We start from the raw sequence: 17,763 nt of genomic DNA on the forward strand, positions 1-17,763 counted from the left end.
CGCGTCGGTATCACGTCGGTATTGCGTCGGTGCGACGCACGGCAAAGGTCACGCGAGTCCCGCCGCCTCCATCAGCCGTTCGGCTTCCGCCGCCATCAGCCGTTCGCGTCCCTCGCCGGTAAAGGCGACGCGCCCGTGTTCGAGGAAGAGCGGCGCCGCGAGCGGCGTCACGCGGTCCAGGATCACATGGTCGATGCGGCCGCGCGTGCGGTCCAGCATCTCTTCCACCCGGCCGTAGTCGACGAGCCCGCGCATCGCCTCTTCGCGCGTGATGTCGATGAGGAGGTGGCCGGGGTCGTACTTCTGGAGCGTGTCGTAGAGGATGTCGGACGAGAAGGTCGCCTGCCGACCGCTGCGGCGGTCGCGGTCCTGGTTCCGCTCCAACATCATGGCGGTGGTCGCGGTGGCGCGAAAGGTGCGCTTCATCACCGCGTTGCCCTTCATCCAGGTCTCGAACGTCGCGCGCAAGTCGCCCGGATCGAACAGGGCGGCCGCATCGTCGGGCGCCCGGTCGAGGCCCCAGACGAGGACCGCGTAATCGGTCGCGACGAAGCCCAGGGGACCGAGGCCGAGATCCTCCATCCGATTGGTCACGAGAAGGCCGAGGGTCTGCATCGCGTTCCGGCCCGCGAAGCCATAGACCACGGTGTTCTGGCGTCCGTCGTGGGGGAAGCTTTCGACCAGCAGCCGGTTCTCTTGCGGAAGCTGGGAGCGCTCGCGCTGAAGCGCCAGCCATCCCGCGGTGTGGGCGGGGAGGGCGGACCAGTCGTCGGACTGGAAGAGGCGCAGGATGCGGTGGCTGAGCTCGGTAGAGGTCGCGAACTTGGTCCCCGCGAAGGTGGCGATCTTCGGCGGCTTGTCGGCGCGGCGCGTGACTTCAACCGTCATCTCGCGCAGGCCCTCGTAGCGCACGACCTGCCCGCCGATGAGGAAGGTGTCGCCGGGGGTCAGCGTGGACGCGAAGCCCTCCTCGATCTCGCCGAGAGGCTGGCCTCCCATCCGGTTGCGCAGGCGGACCTTGAGCGTCTCGGTGTCCTGGATGGTGCCGAGGTTGCGGCGGATGTGCTGGGCCGCTCGCGGGTCGCGCAGTTGCCAGAACCCGTCGGGCCTTTGCTTGAGCCTCTGCCAGCGGTCATAGGCGCGCAGCGCGTAGCCGCCCGTCGCCATCATGTCGAGACACTCGTCGAAGGCCCGGCGGGTCAGGCCGGAATAGGCGCCGGCGGTTCGGAAGATGTCGTAGAGCGCGCCGGCCTCGAACGGCGCACGGCAGGCGTGGATGAGGATGTGCTGGCACAGCACGTCGCGCGGTCCCGGCCCGCGCGGCTCGCCGTCGAGATCGCGTTCGCGCACGGCGTCGAGAGCTGCCACGCATTCGACGACCTCGAAGCGGTTGGCCGGCACCACCAGCGCCTTTGACGGAGCGTTGTAGCGGTGGTTGGCGCGACCGATGCGCTGGACGAGGCGCTTGACGTTCTTCGGCGCGCCGACCTGGATGATGAGGTCGACGTCGCCCCAGTCGATGCCGAGGTCGAGCGTGCCGGTGCAGACGATGGCGCGAAGTTGGCCCGCGACCATCGCGGCCTCGACGCGCTGCCGCTGCTCGCGGGCGAGGCTGCCGTGGTGGATGCCGATGGGCAGGCTCTCGTCGTTGCGGAGCCAGAGTTCGTGAAAGAAGATCTCGGCCTGGGCGCGGGTGTTGTGGAAGATGAGAGTCGTCCTGTGCTTCTTCACCTCTTCCAGCACCCGCGGAATGGCGTATCCCCCGCCGCCCCCGGACCACGGCGGCAGCTCGTCGGTCCTGAGCATCGCGATGTCGGGGTCGGGACCCGGGTCGGCATGGACGATGCGACAAGGGTCGGGATGCCGCGCGAGGTAGCGGGCGATGGCGTCGGGGTCTTCGACGGTCGCCGAGAGGCCGACGCGGCGGAGGCCGGGGCGAAGCGCCTGCAACTCGGCGAGGCTCAGCATGAGCTGATCGCCGCGCTTGGATTCGGCCAGGGCGTGAATCTCGTCGACGATGACGCGGCTGAGGCCCGCGAAGATGTGAGGCGCATCCTCGTAGGACAGGAGGAGGGCGAGGCTTTCGGGCGTGGTCAGCAGGATGTGTGGCGGGTCGGCGCGCTGACGTTTCCGCTGGGTGGCCGAGGTGTCGCCGGTGCGGTCCTCGACGCGGATCGGCAGGCCCATCTCGGCGATGGGGGTCGAGAGGTTGCGGCGGATGTCGGCGGCCAGCGCCTTGAGGGGCGAGACGTAGATGGTGTGGAGGCCCTCGTGTCCGCCCTGGGCCAGTTCGGCGAGCGTCGGCAGGAAGCCCGCGAGGGTCTTGCCGCCGCCCGTGGGCGCGACGAGGAGCAGCGCCGGATCCTGCGCATTGGCCGCCATGTCGATCTGGTGGGGGTGCGCGGACCAGCCGCGCGAGGCGAACCAGTCGTGGAACCGCGCGGGAAGGGCGTCAGCCATCGGCGCGGGCAGGGGCCTTCACCATGCGCAACAGGTCCTCGTAGAGCGGCGTCCGCTTCAGCGTCTCGATCTTGGCGCGGTGCGCCTCGACCGCACGGTCGTGCAGCTCGGCGAGGCGGGCATCGGCCTTCAGTCGGTCGATTTCCCCGGCAAGCCTGTCCTGGTGCGCGAGCATCGTATCGTTCCGTTCGAAGGATTGGTTCCTGCGGCGGAAGTAGGTCTTGTCGACGCGGTTTTCCACCACGGCGTCCCCGCGCGCGACCTTGACGAGGAAGCTTTCGAGCGACCGGAGCGCATAGTGGTGCAGGGTGACGAGGTCGAACATGCCGCGCGCGTCGGTGCCTTTCTGGTGGACGTGGCGGAGGTCCTCGGGAAAGGGGCGTCCCGACCCGTCGAGCCAGGACAGATCGCCCGCCGCCGCCTTGCGGGCGATGGGGCGGTGGTTGCGGATCGACAGGCGGGGGTCGGTGCGCGTGATCGACTTGAAGCCGCGGCGGCTGCGCCACTTGCCGGGGCGCGTGCTGGAGCACTGGACGAACTGGCCGGTGACGGGTCGATCCTCGTAGGCGATGCGGTCGCCGATGCCGAAGACGGTCTCCGAGATCGACAGCACGTCGGGCCAGTCCAGCCGGGCGAGGAGGTCCTTCAGGCCGCCGTCGCCGCCGGTCAGAACGGGAAACTCGTCGACGTCGGAGAGGAACACGTAGTCGGCATCGCGCCAGTCGCGCAGGAGCCGGGCATAGGCGATGCCGGTGGTGTGCGGCTTGAGGCGAAGGGCGCTTTCGGCGGGTGCGATCGCCATCGGGTTCGGCAGGTGGCGGACGACGCCCATTCGGTCGAGCTGGTCGAGGATCAGGTCGGTGCCGTCGTCGCAGTCGTTGCTGAGGACGAGGATGCGGTCGACGCCCATGAGCCTTTGCCAGGCGACCCATTCGACGATGAAGGGTCCCTCGTTCTTCATCACGGTGAAGGTCAGGAGGACGGGGTCGGACAAGGGGGCCTCGGACAAGGACGATGGCTTCTGCCTAGCATCCGGGGGAGGCGTTTACCAACCCCGCTCAGTCGGGGATCGTGAGGTCGGACACCGACCGGCGCAGCTTCTCGATCTCGGCGGCGATGCGGCCGTCGGCGTCATCGGGGCCGGTGGACCAGCTGCTGAAGCGGTCGAGAAGGGGGAGGAAATCGGCGCGTTCCTCGGGTGTCCAGCCGGCGAGGAAGGCACCCATGAAGAGGAACTTGTATTCACGCACCGTCTCGACAAGCGTCTCGCCGAGGGGCGTAAGCTGGAGGATGGCGCGGCGGGCGTCGTGCTGGCTGACGCCGCGGGTCACGAGACCGCGCCGGATCAGCTCAGACACGATGCGGCTGGCGCGCGAGGGATCGACGGCGAGGCGCTGCGCCACGGTGCCGACCATGATCTCGCCCTCGCCGCCATCGTCGTATTCGTTCGCGGGCGACCAGATGACGGTCAGCGCGTCGAGCTGCGACAGGTCGATGGGAAGGCCCATGTCGGCGATGGCGCGCTGGCCAAGCTCGCGCTTCTGGAAGCGGCGGCGCCACCGCTGGAGAACGGCGTCGACACGGAACGCATAATCCACGGCTTCGGGGTCGACCCCTGCGGCGGCGAGGTCCTGCTTCAGTCGTTCATTCCGGCTTGCCAAGTGATGGTTCCCGAATTATATGCCTTTGACAGTTATGTGCATATCGCATGTATCTACCGCCCCCGCAAGCAACAAACCGCGCACCTGCGCGGCACTTTCTTCTGGAGCCTTCCGGCATGACCGCCACCGCCGATTCCGTGGACCCCTCCCCCTTGTCCTCCGCCTCTGTCCGCCTCGGACTTGGCGCGGTCGGCATCACGCTGCTTTTCGCCTCGCTCGGTCAGACCATCGTGTCTCCGGCCCTTCCGGTCATCGTCGCGGAACTGGGCGGGCTCGACCACATTACCTGGGTCATCACGGCCTATCTGCTGGCCTCGACCGTCGGCGCGCCGATCGCGGGCAAGCTGGGCGACCTCTACGGGCGCAAGATGGTGATGTGGGGCGCCATCGGGGTGTTCATGTTGGGCGCCGTTCTCTGCGGTCTGGCGCAGAGCATGGGCGTGCTGATCCTGGGCCGTCTGGTGCAGGGACTGGGCGGCGGAAGCCTGATCGTGCTGTCTATGGCCGTCGTCGGAGACCTGCTTCCGCCGCGCGAGCGCGGGCGTGCGCAGGGTGTCCTGGGCGCGGCCTTCGGCGTCTCGACCGTGATCGGTCCGCTTTTGGGCGGGTTCCTGGTCGAAAGCCTGAGCTGGCACTGGATCTTCTTCGTCAACCTCCCCTTCGGCGTCCTGGCCTTCGTCCTTCTGGGCATGGCGCTCGACTCGCCGCCTCGGGTACAGCGGTCCATCGACTATGCCGGCGCGGCGCTTCTGGCGGCGGTCCTTTCGTCGGCCGTCCTTCTGTCGAACATGGGTGGCACGGTTCTGCCGTGGGCGAGCGTCGAGATGGCGGGGCTGATGTCGGCCTTCGTCCTGGCCCTTGTCGGCTTCGTCGCGGTCGAGCGGCGGGCGGCCGAGCCGATCCTGCCGATGAGCCTTTTCCGCAACAACACCTTCCTCGTCATTAACGCCGTCGGCTTTCTTGTCGGCACGGCGATGTTCGGGACGATCACCTTCCTGCCGCTCTTTCTTCAGATCGTGAAGGGCGTGACGCCGACCGTGTCGGGGTTGTTCCTGCTGCCGATGATGGGCGGGCTGATCGTTACCTCGACCCTGGCCGGGCAACTCATGTCACGGACGGGACGCTACAAGCGCCTGCCGATCGGATCGACCGCCATCCTGGCGCTGGCGATGCTGTCGCTGACGCAGGTTTCGGCCGAGACGCCCCTGTGGTCCATCGCGCTGTCCCTCGGCGGCGTGGGCATCGGTCTTGGGCCGGTTTTCGCGGTCGGCGTGGCTGCGGTGCAGAACGCGGTGCCCTTCGCCATGCTGGGGGTGGGGACGGCATCGACCAACATGTTCCGGCTGATCGGTGGCTCGATCGGCACCGCGGCCTTCGGGGCGATCTTCAGCGCGGGCATCGCGCGGCATCTGGAAGGCGAACTCGACGGCGTGGGCTTCAGCTCGCTGAGCGCCGCCTATGTCCGGTCGCTGCCGCCCGAGGCGCAGGCGCTGGTGACGGACGGCATCTCGTCGGCGCTGCATCCGGTGTTCTGGATCGCGGCGGCCATGTCGGCGCTGGCCTTCGGCATCTCGATGCTTCTGAACGAGCAGCCGTTGTCGGCGACGCGGCCCGCCTGAGATCCTGACCTTCAAACGCGAACGGACGACCCTACGGCCGTCCGTTCCTGATTTCGGCGTGGCAGGATCGTCAGTGGACGATCTTCTCTTCCTTCACGAACATGTTCGCCCAGGCACGGTCGATCAACTCCGGCGACATCTGGTAGGGGATGCCCTCGAACTCGCAGATGGCGATCATCTGGTCGATCAGGAAGATCGGCTGGTAGTTCGCGTAGATGTTGTCGATGGTCGGGTACTTGTTCTTGATGAGGTAGACGAGCGTATCCTCGTCCAGCGGCATCTTCCGCTTGCGTGCGACCATCGCAAAGATCTTCAGGTAATCCTCCTGCTCCGGCCCGTCGATCTTGATCTTGAAGAAGATCCGGCGCAGCGCCGCCTTGTCGAAGATCTCGTTCGGGTGGAAGTTGGTCGAGAAGATCACAAGCGTGTCGAAGGGCACCGTGAACTTCTCGCCCGACTGCAGGGCAAGGATGTCCTTCGATTCCTCGAGCGGCACGATCCAGCGGTTGACCAGCGCCTGCGGCGGTTCTTCCTGTCGGCCAAGGTCGTCGACGATGAAGATGCCGCCGGTGGACTTGAGTTGCAGCGGCGCCTGGTAGGTCCGCGCCGTCGGGTTGTAGACGAGGTCGAGCATCGAGAGTGACAGCTCGCCGCCCGTGATGACCGTCGGCCGCTCGCAGAGGACATAGCGGGTGTCGTAGCGGTTCGACGTGCGGCGGAGCGAATTCGGATCGTCCTCGAGCGTCTCGGCGGCGGAGTGGACGATGGGGTCATAGACCGTGATGACCTGGCTCGCATATTCGATGGCGCGGGGAACGTAGATCTTGTCGCCGAGCGCGTTGCGGATGCCGTTCGAGATCGAGGATTTGCCGTTGCCCGGAGGCCCGTACATCAGGATCGAACGTCCCGCGCTGACGGCGGGTCCGAGGTGGTCGAGAAGCTCGTTCGGCAGGATCAGGTGACCCATCGCCGACAGAAGCTGATCGCGCGTGACCTGGATGTTGCGGATCGACTGGCGGCGGACCTGCTCGGAGTACACCTCGAGCGGGACGGGCATGGCGCCGTAGTATTCGGACTGGGCCAGGGCGTCGAGCGCACGGGCCTTGCCGGCGTCGGTCAGCTGATAGCCCATCTCGCCGCCCGAGTTGGCGTGCAGCGTGCCGGTCGACTGCATCAGCTTCTGCTCGCGGGCGACGTCGATCAGCTCCTGCGTGACCGGAACCGGCAGGCAGATCGCCCGGGCCAGTTCGGTGCAGGTTTCGAGGTTCATCCGGAAGCTTGTCTTAAGCAGGATGTCACGCATCATCACCGCGGGCAGCTTCATGCCCGCAAGCGACCGGGGCGCCGGAGGGGCGATGACGTTCGACGATTCCATGTTCATTGCAGCACTCGGCCTCACCAAAGATTTCCCGATGCGCCCCGGCGTTGCCCGATTTTGAACAATAACCGGTGGCACATCTTTGCCGGGCCGAACATGACCCGTTATTGTGGCCAAAAAATGGAAAAGGATGGGGCATGAGCAGGCCAAATCCCCTTGTCCTGGCGGCGGTGCTGCTGGCGTTCACGATGGCGCTGGGCGGCCTGCCTTTCTTGAAGGGCGGGCTTTATCTCGACGCGCACGAGGGGGACACCTATCACCTTCTCGACATCCTCTTCCGGATGCGGGAGGGGCAAGTGCCGCACCTGGATTTTCCAACCCCGCTTGGTGTCTTCTCGGTTCTGCCCTTCGCGTGGCTCCTGAAGGCGGGCTACAGCGTCGGGACGTCGATCATCCTCGGCCAGCTTCTCGTGGCGCTTTCCCTCTGGCCCCTGGCGACCTATGCGGCGCTGCGGCTGACGCGCGGTCTGGCGTTCTATTTCGGCCTCGTCACGCTGGGGCTCGTGGTGGCGCTGAGCTATGGGACGGCGACGTCGGGTGCCACGATCTCGATGCATTACAACAGGTGGGGCTGGGCGCTGTCCTTCGTCGCCGTGGTGCTGGCGTTCCTCCCCGCGCGGCGAGAGCGTCAGGCGCTGGACGGGGCGCTGATCGGGCTTCTCTGTGCGGTGCTCCTGCTCATCAAGGTGACCTACTTCGTCGCCGTCGCCCCCGCCGCGGGATTGGCGCTGGTCGCTCGGGGGCAGGGGCGCGCGGTGCTGTGGGCCGCGCTGACGGGGCTTGCCGTGGCGGTCGCGGTGACGGCCGCTCACGGGATCGGCTTCTGGCTGGCGTATCTGGGTGACCTTAGGGCGGTGGCGGCCTCCGAGGTGCGGCCATTCGTGGGCGTGCCGTTCCAGGTCGTCCTGACGGGGCCGGTCTATATGGGGGCCACGCTGACGGGGATCGCCGCGGTCTTTCTGGTCCGGCGGGCGGGCCACGGGCTTTTGGCGCTGGGGCTGCTGTGGCTGGTCGCCGGCTCGATCTACGTCACCTACCAGAACTTCGGAAACGTGCCCCAGTGGCTTTACCTGATGCCCGTCCTTCTCTTGGCGCTGAGACCCGCGACCGACGAGGCGAGAGTGCCCGGCGGCAGTTTGCGGCAGGGCATGACGGTCCTGGCGATCATTGCGGTGACGCTTGAATTCCCTTCTCTTTACAATGCCTTCCGGGTGAATTTCGAGCATCTGGCCTTTGACCCGGCACGTTTCGTGCGCATGTTGCCGGACCCGGCTCAGGGTGACCTCTTCATCCGGACCGACCGCGGCTACATGATGACCGCGAACGTCGACCTCGACCGCTCGATGCCGCAGTGGGCGCGCTACAGCGAGGTCGTCGATCGTCCGCCGCTGGCCGAACTGAAGGGTGCGACCTTTCCGGCCTGCGAATGGATGGCGGGCTCACGAGCCTATTTCGAGACCCTGGGACAGGCGATGGCGGAGGCGGGCGTGCCCGAGGGCGGGCAGGTCTTCGTCGCGGACATCCTGTCGGCGTTCTGGCTGTTCGGGGACCTCGCCCCGCTCGGCGGCGGCGCACCGTGGTACTACGGCGGGCTGACCGGGCTCGATCATGCGGACTTCGTGATGGTGCCGAAGTGCAGTTTCGTGCAGCGGGTGCGGGGCATCATGGTCGAGGATCTGAAAGCCGTGGAGGACCGGCTGGAGCTTGTCCGCGACGACGATCTCATGGCGCTTTACCGCGTCAGCCGGTGAAGAAGCCGATCAGCAGGTAGAACAGCAGCGCGGGCGCCAGCGCGAAACCCATCGGAAACTCGCGCCGCGTCCAGCTTTCCCAGGTCTCGAACCTCTGCCGGATGGCCGAGGCGCGGGCGAGGCGGTGCAGGATGAAGGCCGCGATCACGGTCGCTGCCAAGAGGAACATGAACGGCATGAAATCGGGGCGCGCGATGAAGGGCGCCATCGCGGCGGCGTATTTGGCGTCGCCGGCTCCCACGCCGCCGATGGCGCTGAGGACGAAGCCGATGGCAAGCACCACGCCGAAGTGGGCGTAGCGCCAGAGGTATTCACCGAAGGGAAGGGCGACGAGGCCCACGACAACGAAGACCGCGAGCAGGGCCAGGACGGCCTTGTTCGGAATCTTCATCGAGGCCATGTCGCTCCACGCCACCCAGACGGTGATGGGCGCGACGAAAGGCAGGAACCAGGCGGCCGTCGTCCAGTCTATCGACATTCCGGGATCGTCAGCCCTGCTTCTCGAGCGCTTCGCGGCTGCGGATCGCGGCGTCGAAGTGCTGCGGATGCGTATCGATGGCATCATCCAGAAGCGCTTTGCCGGTGTTCAGGTCGCCCTGCTTGATCGCCGAAAGCGCCGCCGTATAGAGAAGCTGCGCCCGCTCGATCTGGGACATCTGCACGACCGGCATGTCGTAGTTGCGCTGTGCCGCCCGCGCGAGGACAAGGTTGTTCTTCGCTGTGAACATGCCGGCGTCATAGGTCAGAGCCTCGCCGAACAGCCGTTCGGCGCCCACGTAATCGCCGCGGCTGAGCTTGGAGTAGCCCCAGTTGTTCAGGGTGCCCGAGGGCGTGGTCGTGAGGCCGACGGCGATCTCGTAGAAGCTGTCCGCCTTCTCCCACTCCTTGTTCGAGTCCGCGATCATCGCCTCGAGGCGATAGCGCTTGTAGGTCTCGTGGGTGGGCGGGATCTTGTCGAGTTCGGCCTCGGCCTTCTTCCACTCGTTCGCGCGGATCAGGGCGTCGGCGTATTCGACGCGGTCCTCGCTGTTGGCGCCGGGCATGGTCAGCACCTTTTCCCACGCCGTGGCGGCGGCGGTCGGCTTCTTGGCGCGGACGAGCGACTGCGCCAGTCCGCGGTGAAGGTCGATCCGGCCGGGGTTTTGTGCGATCGTCCGCTCGAAGTAGACGACGGCTTCGTTAGGGTCGGCAACGGTGAGCATGACGTCTGTCAGGTTCGTCTCGTCGATGACGTTGACGTCCTTGATCGCCTGTTCGACTTCCTCATCCGTGATTCCGCGCTCGCCGCAGGCCGTCAGGCCCATGATACCGACGACACAGAGACCGATCAGACCAGCGTTCCGCATAGCACTTCGTCCCTTGCTGCTCGCATCCGCCCTGGCTTGCCCGTCTAGGGGTTCTCGGGTGTTTCGAGGATCCGGTAATATCCCGGCCCCCGGCGCACCAGGCGAAACTCATCAGGCGGAGCATATGCGGGATTTTCAAGCTTTGCGAGGGCCAAGCGAAGGTTTTCGCGGATTTCGGCACTCTGGCCACTGTCGAGAGCGAAGGCCAGGCGGAAGACCCGGCTCGCCTCGCCATAGGAGCCCTGCTCCATCAGGACGACGCCCAGGTTGTTCCATGCGGGCGGGAAGGTCTCGTCCAGCTCGGTCGCGCGGCGCAGGATCTGTTCGGCCTGGTTGAGGCGCCCGAGCTGGAGGTTGGCCGAACCGATGGCCGAGAGCACGTCGGCGTTCACGCCCTGCTCGGAGGCGGCGCGGTAATAGGCCTTCAGCGCCAGCTCGTATTCGCCCGAGGCCATCAGCCTGTGTCCGACGATGAGACCATCGACCGAGTCCTCGTCCGCCGGCCGGCCACTGGGCGCGAAAGGGCTGCCCTCGGATTGGCGAAGGCCGCCTGCGGTGTCGCAGGCGGCCAGCATGGTCAGGGCGGCAATCGCCCCAATCGCGTTTCTGCGTTGCATACGCCCCTTTAGAAGCCAGCTTTCGACAGCGTCTCTGCAATGCCATAGACCGACGGCCCGATCAGGATGATCAGAAGCGGCGGCACTGTCAGGAGCATTGTGGCAAGGGTCATCTTGGTCGGCAAGGTGTTTGCCTTCTCTTCGGCGCGCATGATCCGTTTGTCGCGCATCTCGGACGCATAGACGCGGAGCGCCTCGGCGATCGAGGTACCGAAGGTGGCGGACTGGATCAGCACGGTGACGAAGCTGGCGACGTCGGCGACGCCGGTCCTCTCGGACATGTCGCGCAGGACGAGCTGCTTGTCCTTGCCCGCCTTCATCTCCTGGGCGACCATTTCGAATTCGTCGGCGAGGGCGGGAAAGCCCGCGCGGATTTCCTTGGACACGCGGATGATCGACTGATCGAGCGACTGTCCGGCCTCGACGCAGACGAGCATCATGTCGAGGGAGTCGGGGAAGCCGTTGGTGATTTCTTCCTGGCGCGACTGCTGGCGCTTGGTGACCCAGTACTTGGGCATGACATAGCCGACGATACCGGGGATGAGGACGGACATGATCAGCGACTGGGTCGAAGGCTCGCCGGTGACGCTGTTGTAGATCGCGTAGAGGCTGCCGAGGACAAGACATCCGATCCCGAGCGCGAACTGGAGGAAGTGGTAGGTCCGCACTGCGTCTTTCCCGCGGTAGCCGGCCTGCATCAGCTTCAGGCGCGTTTCGGAATAGGCCTTGGCGTCCTGGGGTTCGAGGAAGCTCGAGTATTTCTCGAGCTTGTCGACGCCCTTGCCGCGACCGCGGCGGAGACGGGCCTTGCCGTCGGCCTCGCCGGCGCTGGCGCGGGTGGCGCGACGGATCTGCTCGAAGGGGTCCTTTTCCTTCTTGAGAAGGGCGGGCAGCGTCAGCACGACCAGGAAAAGACCGAGGACGCCGATGACCAGAAGCGGCGCAAGCTCACCGAACTGGTCGTGAAGGAAGGTGTTCGCCTGGGCGAAAAGGGTGGTGACGTATTCCATTGGCCTAGACCTTGATGTTCACGAGCATGCGCATCACGAAGATGTTCACGGTGAGGAAGGCGGCGACGACGAGGCAGGCGGGGATGAAGTACGCCGTCTCTTTCACGTCGTCATAATAGTTGGGCTGGATGACGTTGATCATCACGAGCGCCAGGATCGGGAACAGCGACAGGAACATGCCCGACCACTTCGCTTCGGCGGTGATCGCCTTGACCCGGCGGAAGAGGCGGAAGCGCGAGCGCACGACCTTGGCGAGACCGTCGAGGATCTCGGCCAGGTTGCCGCCCGAGGTCTGCTGGATCGTCACGGCGACGGCGAGGAAGCGCAGGTCCTGCATGTCCATCCGTTCCGCCATGGACTTGAGCGCGTCGCCCACGTCGCGGCCATAGGCGGCCTCGTCCGAGATGACGCCCATTTCCGTGCCGAGCGGGTCCGGCACCTCTTTCGCGACGATCTGTAGAGCCGAGGTGAAGGGGTGGCCGACGCGCAGCGAGCGCACCATGAGTTCGACCGCGTCGGGAAGCTGTTCTGCCAGCATTCCCAGGCGCTTCTTGGCGGTGCGGTTAACCCAGATGTAGACTGCGCCCACGCCCATCATCAGCGACAGGACCAGCCGGATCGGCAGCGAGGCCGCCGTGCCGAAGGTCAGCAGGAAGAAGGCGACGACGGTCAGCACACCCATCACCATGATGAGTTGGCCCGGCGTGAAGGCGATGTTCGCCTTCTGGGCCTTGTCGGCGAGGATCGCATAGAGCGGGATCGACTTCGACTTCATGTGCTGGGACATTTCCTTGCGGAGTTGTTCCAGCACCTGCTCGCGGCCGGCGCCCTTCTCGAGCATCTCGAGGCGGCGGTTGACGCGGCTGTTGAGGCTGATCGACTTGCCGAAGACCGACAGGTAGATGCCCTGCACCAGCGCGAGAACCGCGAGGAAGATCAGGCCGTAGATGAGTGGTTCTGCGCTGATGACCATTTGAGGCTACTCCGCGGCGAAGGGTTCGAAGATCTGCGCCGGAAGGTCGTAGCCCCACATCCGGAAGCGTTCCGAGAAGTGGCTGCGCACGCCGGTCGCCGTGAAGTGGCCGATGATCTTGTTGTCGGGAGTGAGACCGACGCGCTGGTAGCGGAAGACCTCCTGCATCGAGATCACCTCGCCTTCCATGCCCGTCACCTCGGTGATCGAAACCATCCGGCGCGAACCGTCCTGAAGGCGCGACGCCTGCACGATCAGGTTCACAGCCGAAGCGATCTGGCTGCGGACCGCCTTGATGGGCATCTCGATGCCGGCCATCGCGATCATGTTCTCGAGACGACTGACGCCATCCCGGGCGGAGTTGGCGTGGATCGTCGTCATCGACCCGTCGTGGCCCGTGTTCATGGCCTGGAGCATGTCGATGACTTCCTCGCCGCGCGTCTCGCCGACGATGATGCGGTCTGGACGCATCCGGAGGGCGTTTCGCAGACAGTCGCGCTGCGTGACGGCGCCCTTGCCCTCGACGTTGGGGGGGCGGCTTTCCATCCGGCCGACGTGGGTCTGCTGGAGCTGAAGTTCCGCCGTATCCTCGATCGTCAGGATGCGCTCGGCGTTGTCGATGAAGGACGACAGCGCGTTCAGCGTGGTCGTCTTGCCCGAACCTGTACCGCCCGAGACGATGATGTTGAGGCGGGTGGCGACTGCGGCCTGAAGGTAGGCCGCCATTTCCTCGGTGAAGGCGCCGAAGTTGACGAGGTCGTCGACCGCAAGCTTTTCCTTCTTGAACTTACGGATCGAGACCAGCGAGCCGTCGACCGCGATCGGAGGCACCATCGCGTTGAAACGCGAGCCGTCAGCGAGACGGGCGTCGACATAGGGGTTCGATTCGTCGACCCGCCGGCCCACTGCGGACACGATCTTGTCGATGATCCGCAGAAGGTGGCGTTCATCCTTGAAGGACGTGTCGGTCAACTCGAGCTTGCCGGCGCGTTCGACGAAGACCTGCTGCGGGCCGTTCACGAGAATATCGTTGATCGAGTCGTCTTTCAGAAGCGGCTCGAGCGGGCCGAGGCCCGTCACCTCGTCGTAGAGGTCCTGGTTCAGCGTCTGCCGCTCTTCGCGGTTCAGGACGACGCCCATCTCGTCCAAGGCTTCGCCCGAAATGGCGACGATCTCGGACCGGAGGTCACTTTCCGAAGCGGTCTCGAGCGCACCGAGGTTCAGGTTGTCGAGAAGCCGCTTGTGAAGCTCGAGCTTGATCTCGCCTAGACGCTCCTTGCGCTTTTTTTCCTTGTCGACCGGCGCCGGCTGACCCGGCACGCGGCTGACCTGACGGCGGCTCCCCGTCTGGGCCGGAACCGAGACGGGCCGGGACGTGAGCTGGGACTGGCCGCCCTGGATCGGCTGGAGATCAGGCTTCCCGGGCGGTTGGTCGCCCTTCTTGTACTTGGAAAACAACGGAGTGCTCCTTGTTCAGCTCAGGCGCCTTCGGCGGCCGCGATGTTCGTTTCGTGGATCGAGAGAGCCAGCTTCTGGATCTCTTTCCGAAGGGGGTTCTTGGCGGCGACTTCCGAGAGCGGCACGCCGTGATCGTTCGACTGCGCGACCTGCTTGCTGCCGTCGGGCATCAGGACCTCGATCTTGATGTCGAGGCTCTCGGCCATCCGCTTGACGCGGCTCTTGCCGTTGAGGTCGGTGAAGCCGGGCGCGCGGTTCAGGACGTAGCGCAGCTTCTGGTAGGGCAGATCCTCGCCCTTGAGCGCCCGGATGACGCGCAGGGTGTTCTGGGCCGACCGCATGTCGAGCTCGACCATCGCGAAGTAGACGTGCGCCGCCGTGAGGACCGTCTCGGTCCACATCACGACGGTCTTCGGCATGTCGATGACAACGTAGTCGAAGTTCGACTTGGCGATCTCGATGATCTTCTGGACATCTTTTTGGCCGATGATGTCGAGCGGGATGAGCTCGCTTGGCGCGGTCATGACCTGGAGTTTTTCCTCGTAGGTCAGAAGCGCCTGCATGAAGCTTTCGCTGTCCATGGACGAGGTGTCCTGGAGAAGCTCGAAGACGGCCTCGCGGCGGGGCAGGTCGAGGTAGGTCGAAACCGAGCCGAACTGGAGGTCGAGATCGATCAGGCAGACGCGCATCGCCTCGTCGCCCTCGTCGATGTTGGCAAGCTCCCACGCGAGGTTGACAGCGAAGGTCGTGGCGCCCGTGCCGCCGGCCAGGCCGTGGACCGGGATCACGACGCCGTCGCGGTCGCCTGTGGCCTTGAGGTTTGTGCGCAGGTTCGCCGCGACCATCTCGGCCTGGCTGGCGCGTTCGCGCATCCGCTCGATGGCGTCGTTGAGCGCGCCGTCGGGCAGGGGGTAGGGGATAAATTCCTGTGCCCCGATCTTGAGGAGGCGGTGCAGGAGGATCGGGCTGACCTCTTCCGCGACGATCAGGACCTTGATCTTCTGCTGCGAGGCGCGCTTGACGAGGTCGACCAGGCGATCGGCGTCGCCTTCGTCCTCCTGGTCGATGGCGATCACGACGAATTCGAGGGTGTCGGATTCGGGCTGGTCGAAGAAGAGGCCGGCGTCGTCGACCGACAGGTCGCCCCAATTCTCGCCGCAGAGGCTTTCCATGTCCTCGATCAGCAGATCGAAATTCTGGACATCCCGGCTGATCGTGCAGGCCACGATCGGTTCGGGTTCATCCTGCAAGGCCACGTTGCTCGTCATACCCTCACGTCCTTCCGTATGGGTGCCCCGGTTTGCGCGGGACACACGGCATTCTGAACGGACGAGACGCGACTCGACGTATGTCGCCCGACCCGCAACAGGTGCCCGGCAAAGTTGGCGACATTGAGGCTAAAAGATCGTAATTATTCGATTTCGAACAACGATCCCAAAGAAGAAGGGCGGCCGTTGGCCGCCCTTCGAAACAATACTGTGGCTGGGATCAGGCGCCGCCGCCGGCCGCGCTTTCGATCGCCTGCAGGCCGCCACCGTCGAGTGTCGAGGGGGGAACCGCGCTGCGGATGTATTCCTGCCAGATCACCTGAGCGTACTTGCCGTTCAGTTGTCCTGAGCAGCGGATCGAGCCACGGGCATAGACCGGGTTCGCCGCGGTGCTGGAGGGATGCAGGGCCACGACCGGATCGGGGACGATGTATCCCTTCGCCTGACCAGCGCATTTCTGCGCCATCATGTTGTGCATCGTGGGGTTCCCGAACCCGCCCTCGTCGATGAAGGCGCCTGCTTCGGCGTTCCAGGACGGGGTGGCTTCGCCACAGGCGGTCAGTGCGAGCGCGGCCGCGCCGACCAGAAGGGTTTTGATGTTCATGGTCATCGGTCTCACTCCATCACATAGCCATAGGAGCCGGCGAAGTCCTGCTTGGCCACTTCGGCCGCAGCACCGCTCCGGGGTGCGCCTGCGGGACGCGCGGTCTGTCCGAAGAGGAACAGCTCGCTTTCCGTGGGCGGGCGGACGCGATCGGTCGGCAGCGCCAGCGCTTCGCCAGACGTCGGCGATACGAGGTGCGGCGTGATGATCACGACCAGTTCCGACTGGCTGCGCTGGTAGTTCGTGCTGCGGAAGAGCGCGCCCAGGATCGGCACGTCGCCCAACCACGGCACCTGGTTGACGGAGTCGTTGAAGTCATCCTGCAGAAGACCCGCGATCGCGAAGCTCTGCCCGTCCATCATCTCGACCGTCGTCTCGGTCTCGCGGCGGCTGAAGCCGTTGATCGCGAAGCCCGCGTTGGTGATCGTGGTCTGACCGTCGATGGCCGAAACCGCCGCGTTCAGTTCGAGGTTGATCCGGGATCCGTCGATCACTCGGGGCGTGAAGGTAAGCTGGATGCCGAAGGGCTTGTACTCGATGGTAACGCCGCCGTCGTCGTCGACGACGGGGATCGGATACTCGCCACCGGCGAGGAAGCTGGCCTGCTGACCGCTGAGCGCGACCAGGTTCGGTTCGGCGAGAGTGCGGACGAGGTCTTTTTCCTCGAGCGCTTGCAGAAGCACGGCAAAGGCCACGCTGCCGATGTCGAAGCCGACTGCGGCCTGTCCAGCGACGGCGCTGTTCAGGTTCAGGATGGTCGAGCCCGGCGCACCGATGCTGGAGCCCGGAACAAGCGAACCAGAGCCGCCCGCGGCCGAAATCGCCGCGTCGGAGCCAGCCTCGACGATCGAGAGGCCCGACGAGAGGCTCTTCAGCACGGTACGCTGCACTTCTGCGAAGCGCACCTTGAGCATCACCTGGTGAGTGCCGCCCACGACCATGAGGTTCGAGACCCGATCAGGCGCATAGCGGCTGGCCAGGTCGAGTGCCCGGTCGAGCTTTTCGATCGAGGAGACCACGCCCGACAGGACGATGCCGTCGTTCGCGGTGCGGACCTCGATGCCTTCGCCGGGAAGGATTTGCCGCAGACGCTCCTTGAACTCGGCGATGTCGGGGGTCACCTGGACCTCGACGTTCGTGATGAGCCGGCCGTCGGGGCCGAGAAGCGTCAGCGTCGTGCGTCCCGGCGCCTTGCCGAGGACGTAGATCGTGCGGTCGGACAATGTCGAGATGTCCGCGATGCCCGGGTTAGCGATAGAAAGTTCAGCAAAGGGATTTTCAGCTTCGACCACGACTGCCCGGTTCAGCGGAACCTGGAGTGCCGTTGTCGTCTCCCCTTCCATGATGGTCAATGACTGCGCCCCGCCTGGGGATGCCGTCGCGGCCGTTACGGCGATGCTCAATAGCGTCGCCTTCAAGAATCTATCAAAAGTCATGTGACCTGCCTTTCCGATCACGCCTCAGTTTTCCGGGTCTGCGCCCTTATATCGCGGACGATGAGGCAATGTTGGAAATTTTTCAACAATCAGAGGTTTGGATGACCATGCTGATGTGGGCGAGGCGCAACACAACGGTAATGGTAGCGTCAAAAACAAAGCGCGCCACCGGATGTGGTGGC

At 65.4% G+C, this 17,763-nt stretch carries 15 protein-coding genes; 2 read left to right on the forward strand and 13 right to left on the reverse strand.

Translation table 11 applies throughout. The features are described from left to right. Positions 1 to 48: 48 nt before the first annotated feature. From EF888_RS02835 to EF888_RS02845, 3 genes are all read right to left on the reverse strand, one after another. The gene (locus EF888_RS02835; protein ID WP_109757355.1) at positions 49 to 2,460 is read right to left on the reverse strand and encodes a ligase-associated DNA damage response DEXH box helicase; all 2,412 of its coding nucleotides are present in this window, start codon (positions 2,458 to 2,460) and stop codon (positions 49 to 51) included. Further along, on the reverse strand, positions 2,453 to 3,454 hold the full coding sequence (locus EF888_RS02840; RefSeq protein WP_126918476.1) for a glycosyltransferase family 2 protein: 1,002 nt from the start codon (positions 3,452 to 3,454) through the stop codon (positions 2,453 to 2,455). The genes EF888_RS02835 and EF888_RS02840 overlap by 8 nt, the downstream gene beginning before the upstream one ends. 64 nt (positions 3,455 to 3,518) lie before the next feature. Continuing rightward, entirely contained in the window at positions 3,519 to 4,121 is a 603-nt protein-coding gene (locus tag EF888_RS02845; RefSeq protein WP_109757357.1) for a MarR family winged helix-turn-helix transcriptional regulator, read from the reverse strand. 116 nt (positions 4,122 to 4,237) lie between these two features. On the opposite strand from EF888_RS02845, the gene EF888_RS02850 reads away from it, so the two are divergent. Beyond that, positions 4,238 to 5,740 (forward strand): MDR family MFS transporter, encoded by a 1,503-nt coding sequence (locus EF888_RS02850; RefSeq protein WP_109757358.1) that lies wholly within the window; start codon positions 4,238 to 4,240, stop codon positions 5,738 to 5,740. A 70-nt stretch (positions 5,741 to 5,810) separates the two neighbouring features. Here the strand turns inward: EF888_RS02850 and EF888_RS02855 are convergent, their stop codons facing one another. Then, positions 5,811 to 7,121 carry an ATPase gene (locus EF888_RS02855; RefSeq protein ID WP_109757359.1) on the reverse strand — a complete coding sequence of 437 codons (1,311 nt, stop codon included), beginning with the start codon at positions 7,119 to 7,121 and terminating at the stop codon, positions 5,811 to 5,813. A gap of 134 nt (positions 7,122 to 7,255) precedes the next feature. On the opposite strand from EF888_RS02855, the gene EF888_RS02860 reads away from it, so the two are divergent. Next, on the forward strand, positions 7,256 to 8,869 hold the full coding sequence (locus EF888_RS02860; protein WP_109757360.1) for a hypothetical protein: 1,614 nt from the start codon (positions 7,256 to 7,258) through the stop codon (positions 8,867 to 8,869). Here the strand turns inward: EF888_RS02860 and EF888_RS02865 are convergent. The 9 genes from EF888_RS02865 to EF888_RS02905 form a co-directional block, all read right to left on the reverse strand. After that, entirely contained in the window at positions 8,859 to 9,347 is a 489-nt protein-coding gene (locus tag EF888_RS02865) for an A24 family peptidase (RefSeq protein WP_109757361.1), read from the reverse strand. The two genes, EF888_RS02860 and EF888_RS02865, sit on opposite strands and share 11 nt — an antisense overlap. Before the next feature lie 10 nt (positions 9,348 to 9,357). Then, positions 9,358 to 10,215, reverse strand: a complete 858-nt coding sequence (locus EF888_RS02870) for a tetratricopeptide repeat protein (RefSeq protein ID WP_109757362.1) — start codon at positions 10,213 to 10,215, stop codon at positions 9,358 to 9,360. Positions 10,216 to 10,259: 44 nt separating this feature from the next. Further along, the gene (locus tag EF888_RS02875) at positions 10,260 to 10,832 is read right to left on the reverse strand and encodes a tetratricopeptide repeat protein (protein ID WP_241239780.1); all 573 of its coding nucleotides are present in this window, start codon (positions 10,830 to 10,832) and stop codon (positions 10,260 to 10,262) included. Between the two features lie 8 nt (positions 10,833 to 10,840). Then, positions 10,841 to 11,842, reverse strand: a complete 1,002-nt coding sequence (locus tag EF888_RS02880) for a type II secretion system F family protein (protein WP_109757363.1) — start codon at positions 11,840 to 11,842, stop codon at positions 10,841 to 10,843. Positions 11,843 to 11,846: 4 nt separating this feature from the next. Continuing rightward, a complete protein-coding gene (locus EF888_RS02885; RefSeq protein WP_206508414.1) occupies positions 11,847 to 12,815 on the reverse strand; it encodes a type II secretion system F family protein in 969 nt (322 codons plus the stop codon). Positions 12,816 to 12,821: 6 nt separating this feature from the next. Further along, on the reverse strand, positions 12,822 to 14,273 hold the full coding sequence (locus EF888_RS02890; protein ID WP_206508416.1) for a TadA family conjugal transfer-associated ATPase: 1,452 nt from the start codon (positions 14,271 to 14,273) through the stop codon (positions 12,822 to 12,824). 20 nt (positions 14,274 to 14,293) lie between these two features. Then, entirely contained in the window at positions 14,294 to 15,541 is a 1,248-nt protein-coding gene (locus tag EF888_RS02895; RefSeq protein WP_109757364.1) for a CpaE/TadZ family protein, read from the reverse strand. 220 nt (positions 15,542 to 15,761) lie between these two features. Beyond that, entirely contained in the window at positions 15,762 to 16,151 is a 390-nt protein-coding gene (locus EF888_RS02900) for a hypothetical protein (RefSeq protein ID WP_109757365.1), read from the reverse strand. A gap of 5 nt (positions 16,152 to 16,156) precedes the next feature. Next, positions 16,157 to 17,581 (reverse strand): type II and III secretion system protein family protein, encoded by a 1,425-nt coding sequence (locus tag EF888_RS02905; RefSeq protein WP_109757366.1) that lies wholly within the window; start codon positions 17,579 to 17,581, stop codon positions 16,157 to 16,159. Positions 17,582 to 17,763: the final 182 nt, after the last annotated feature.

Source organism: Silicimonas algicola, from assembly GCF_003970735.1.
GTDB classification, from domain to species: Bacteria; Pseudomonadota; Alphaproteobacteria; order Rhodobacterales; family Rhodobacteraceae; genus Silicimonas; species Silicimonas algicola.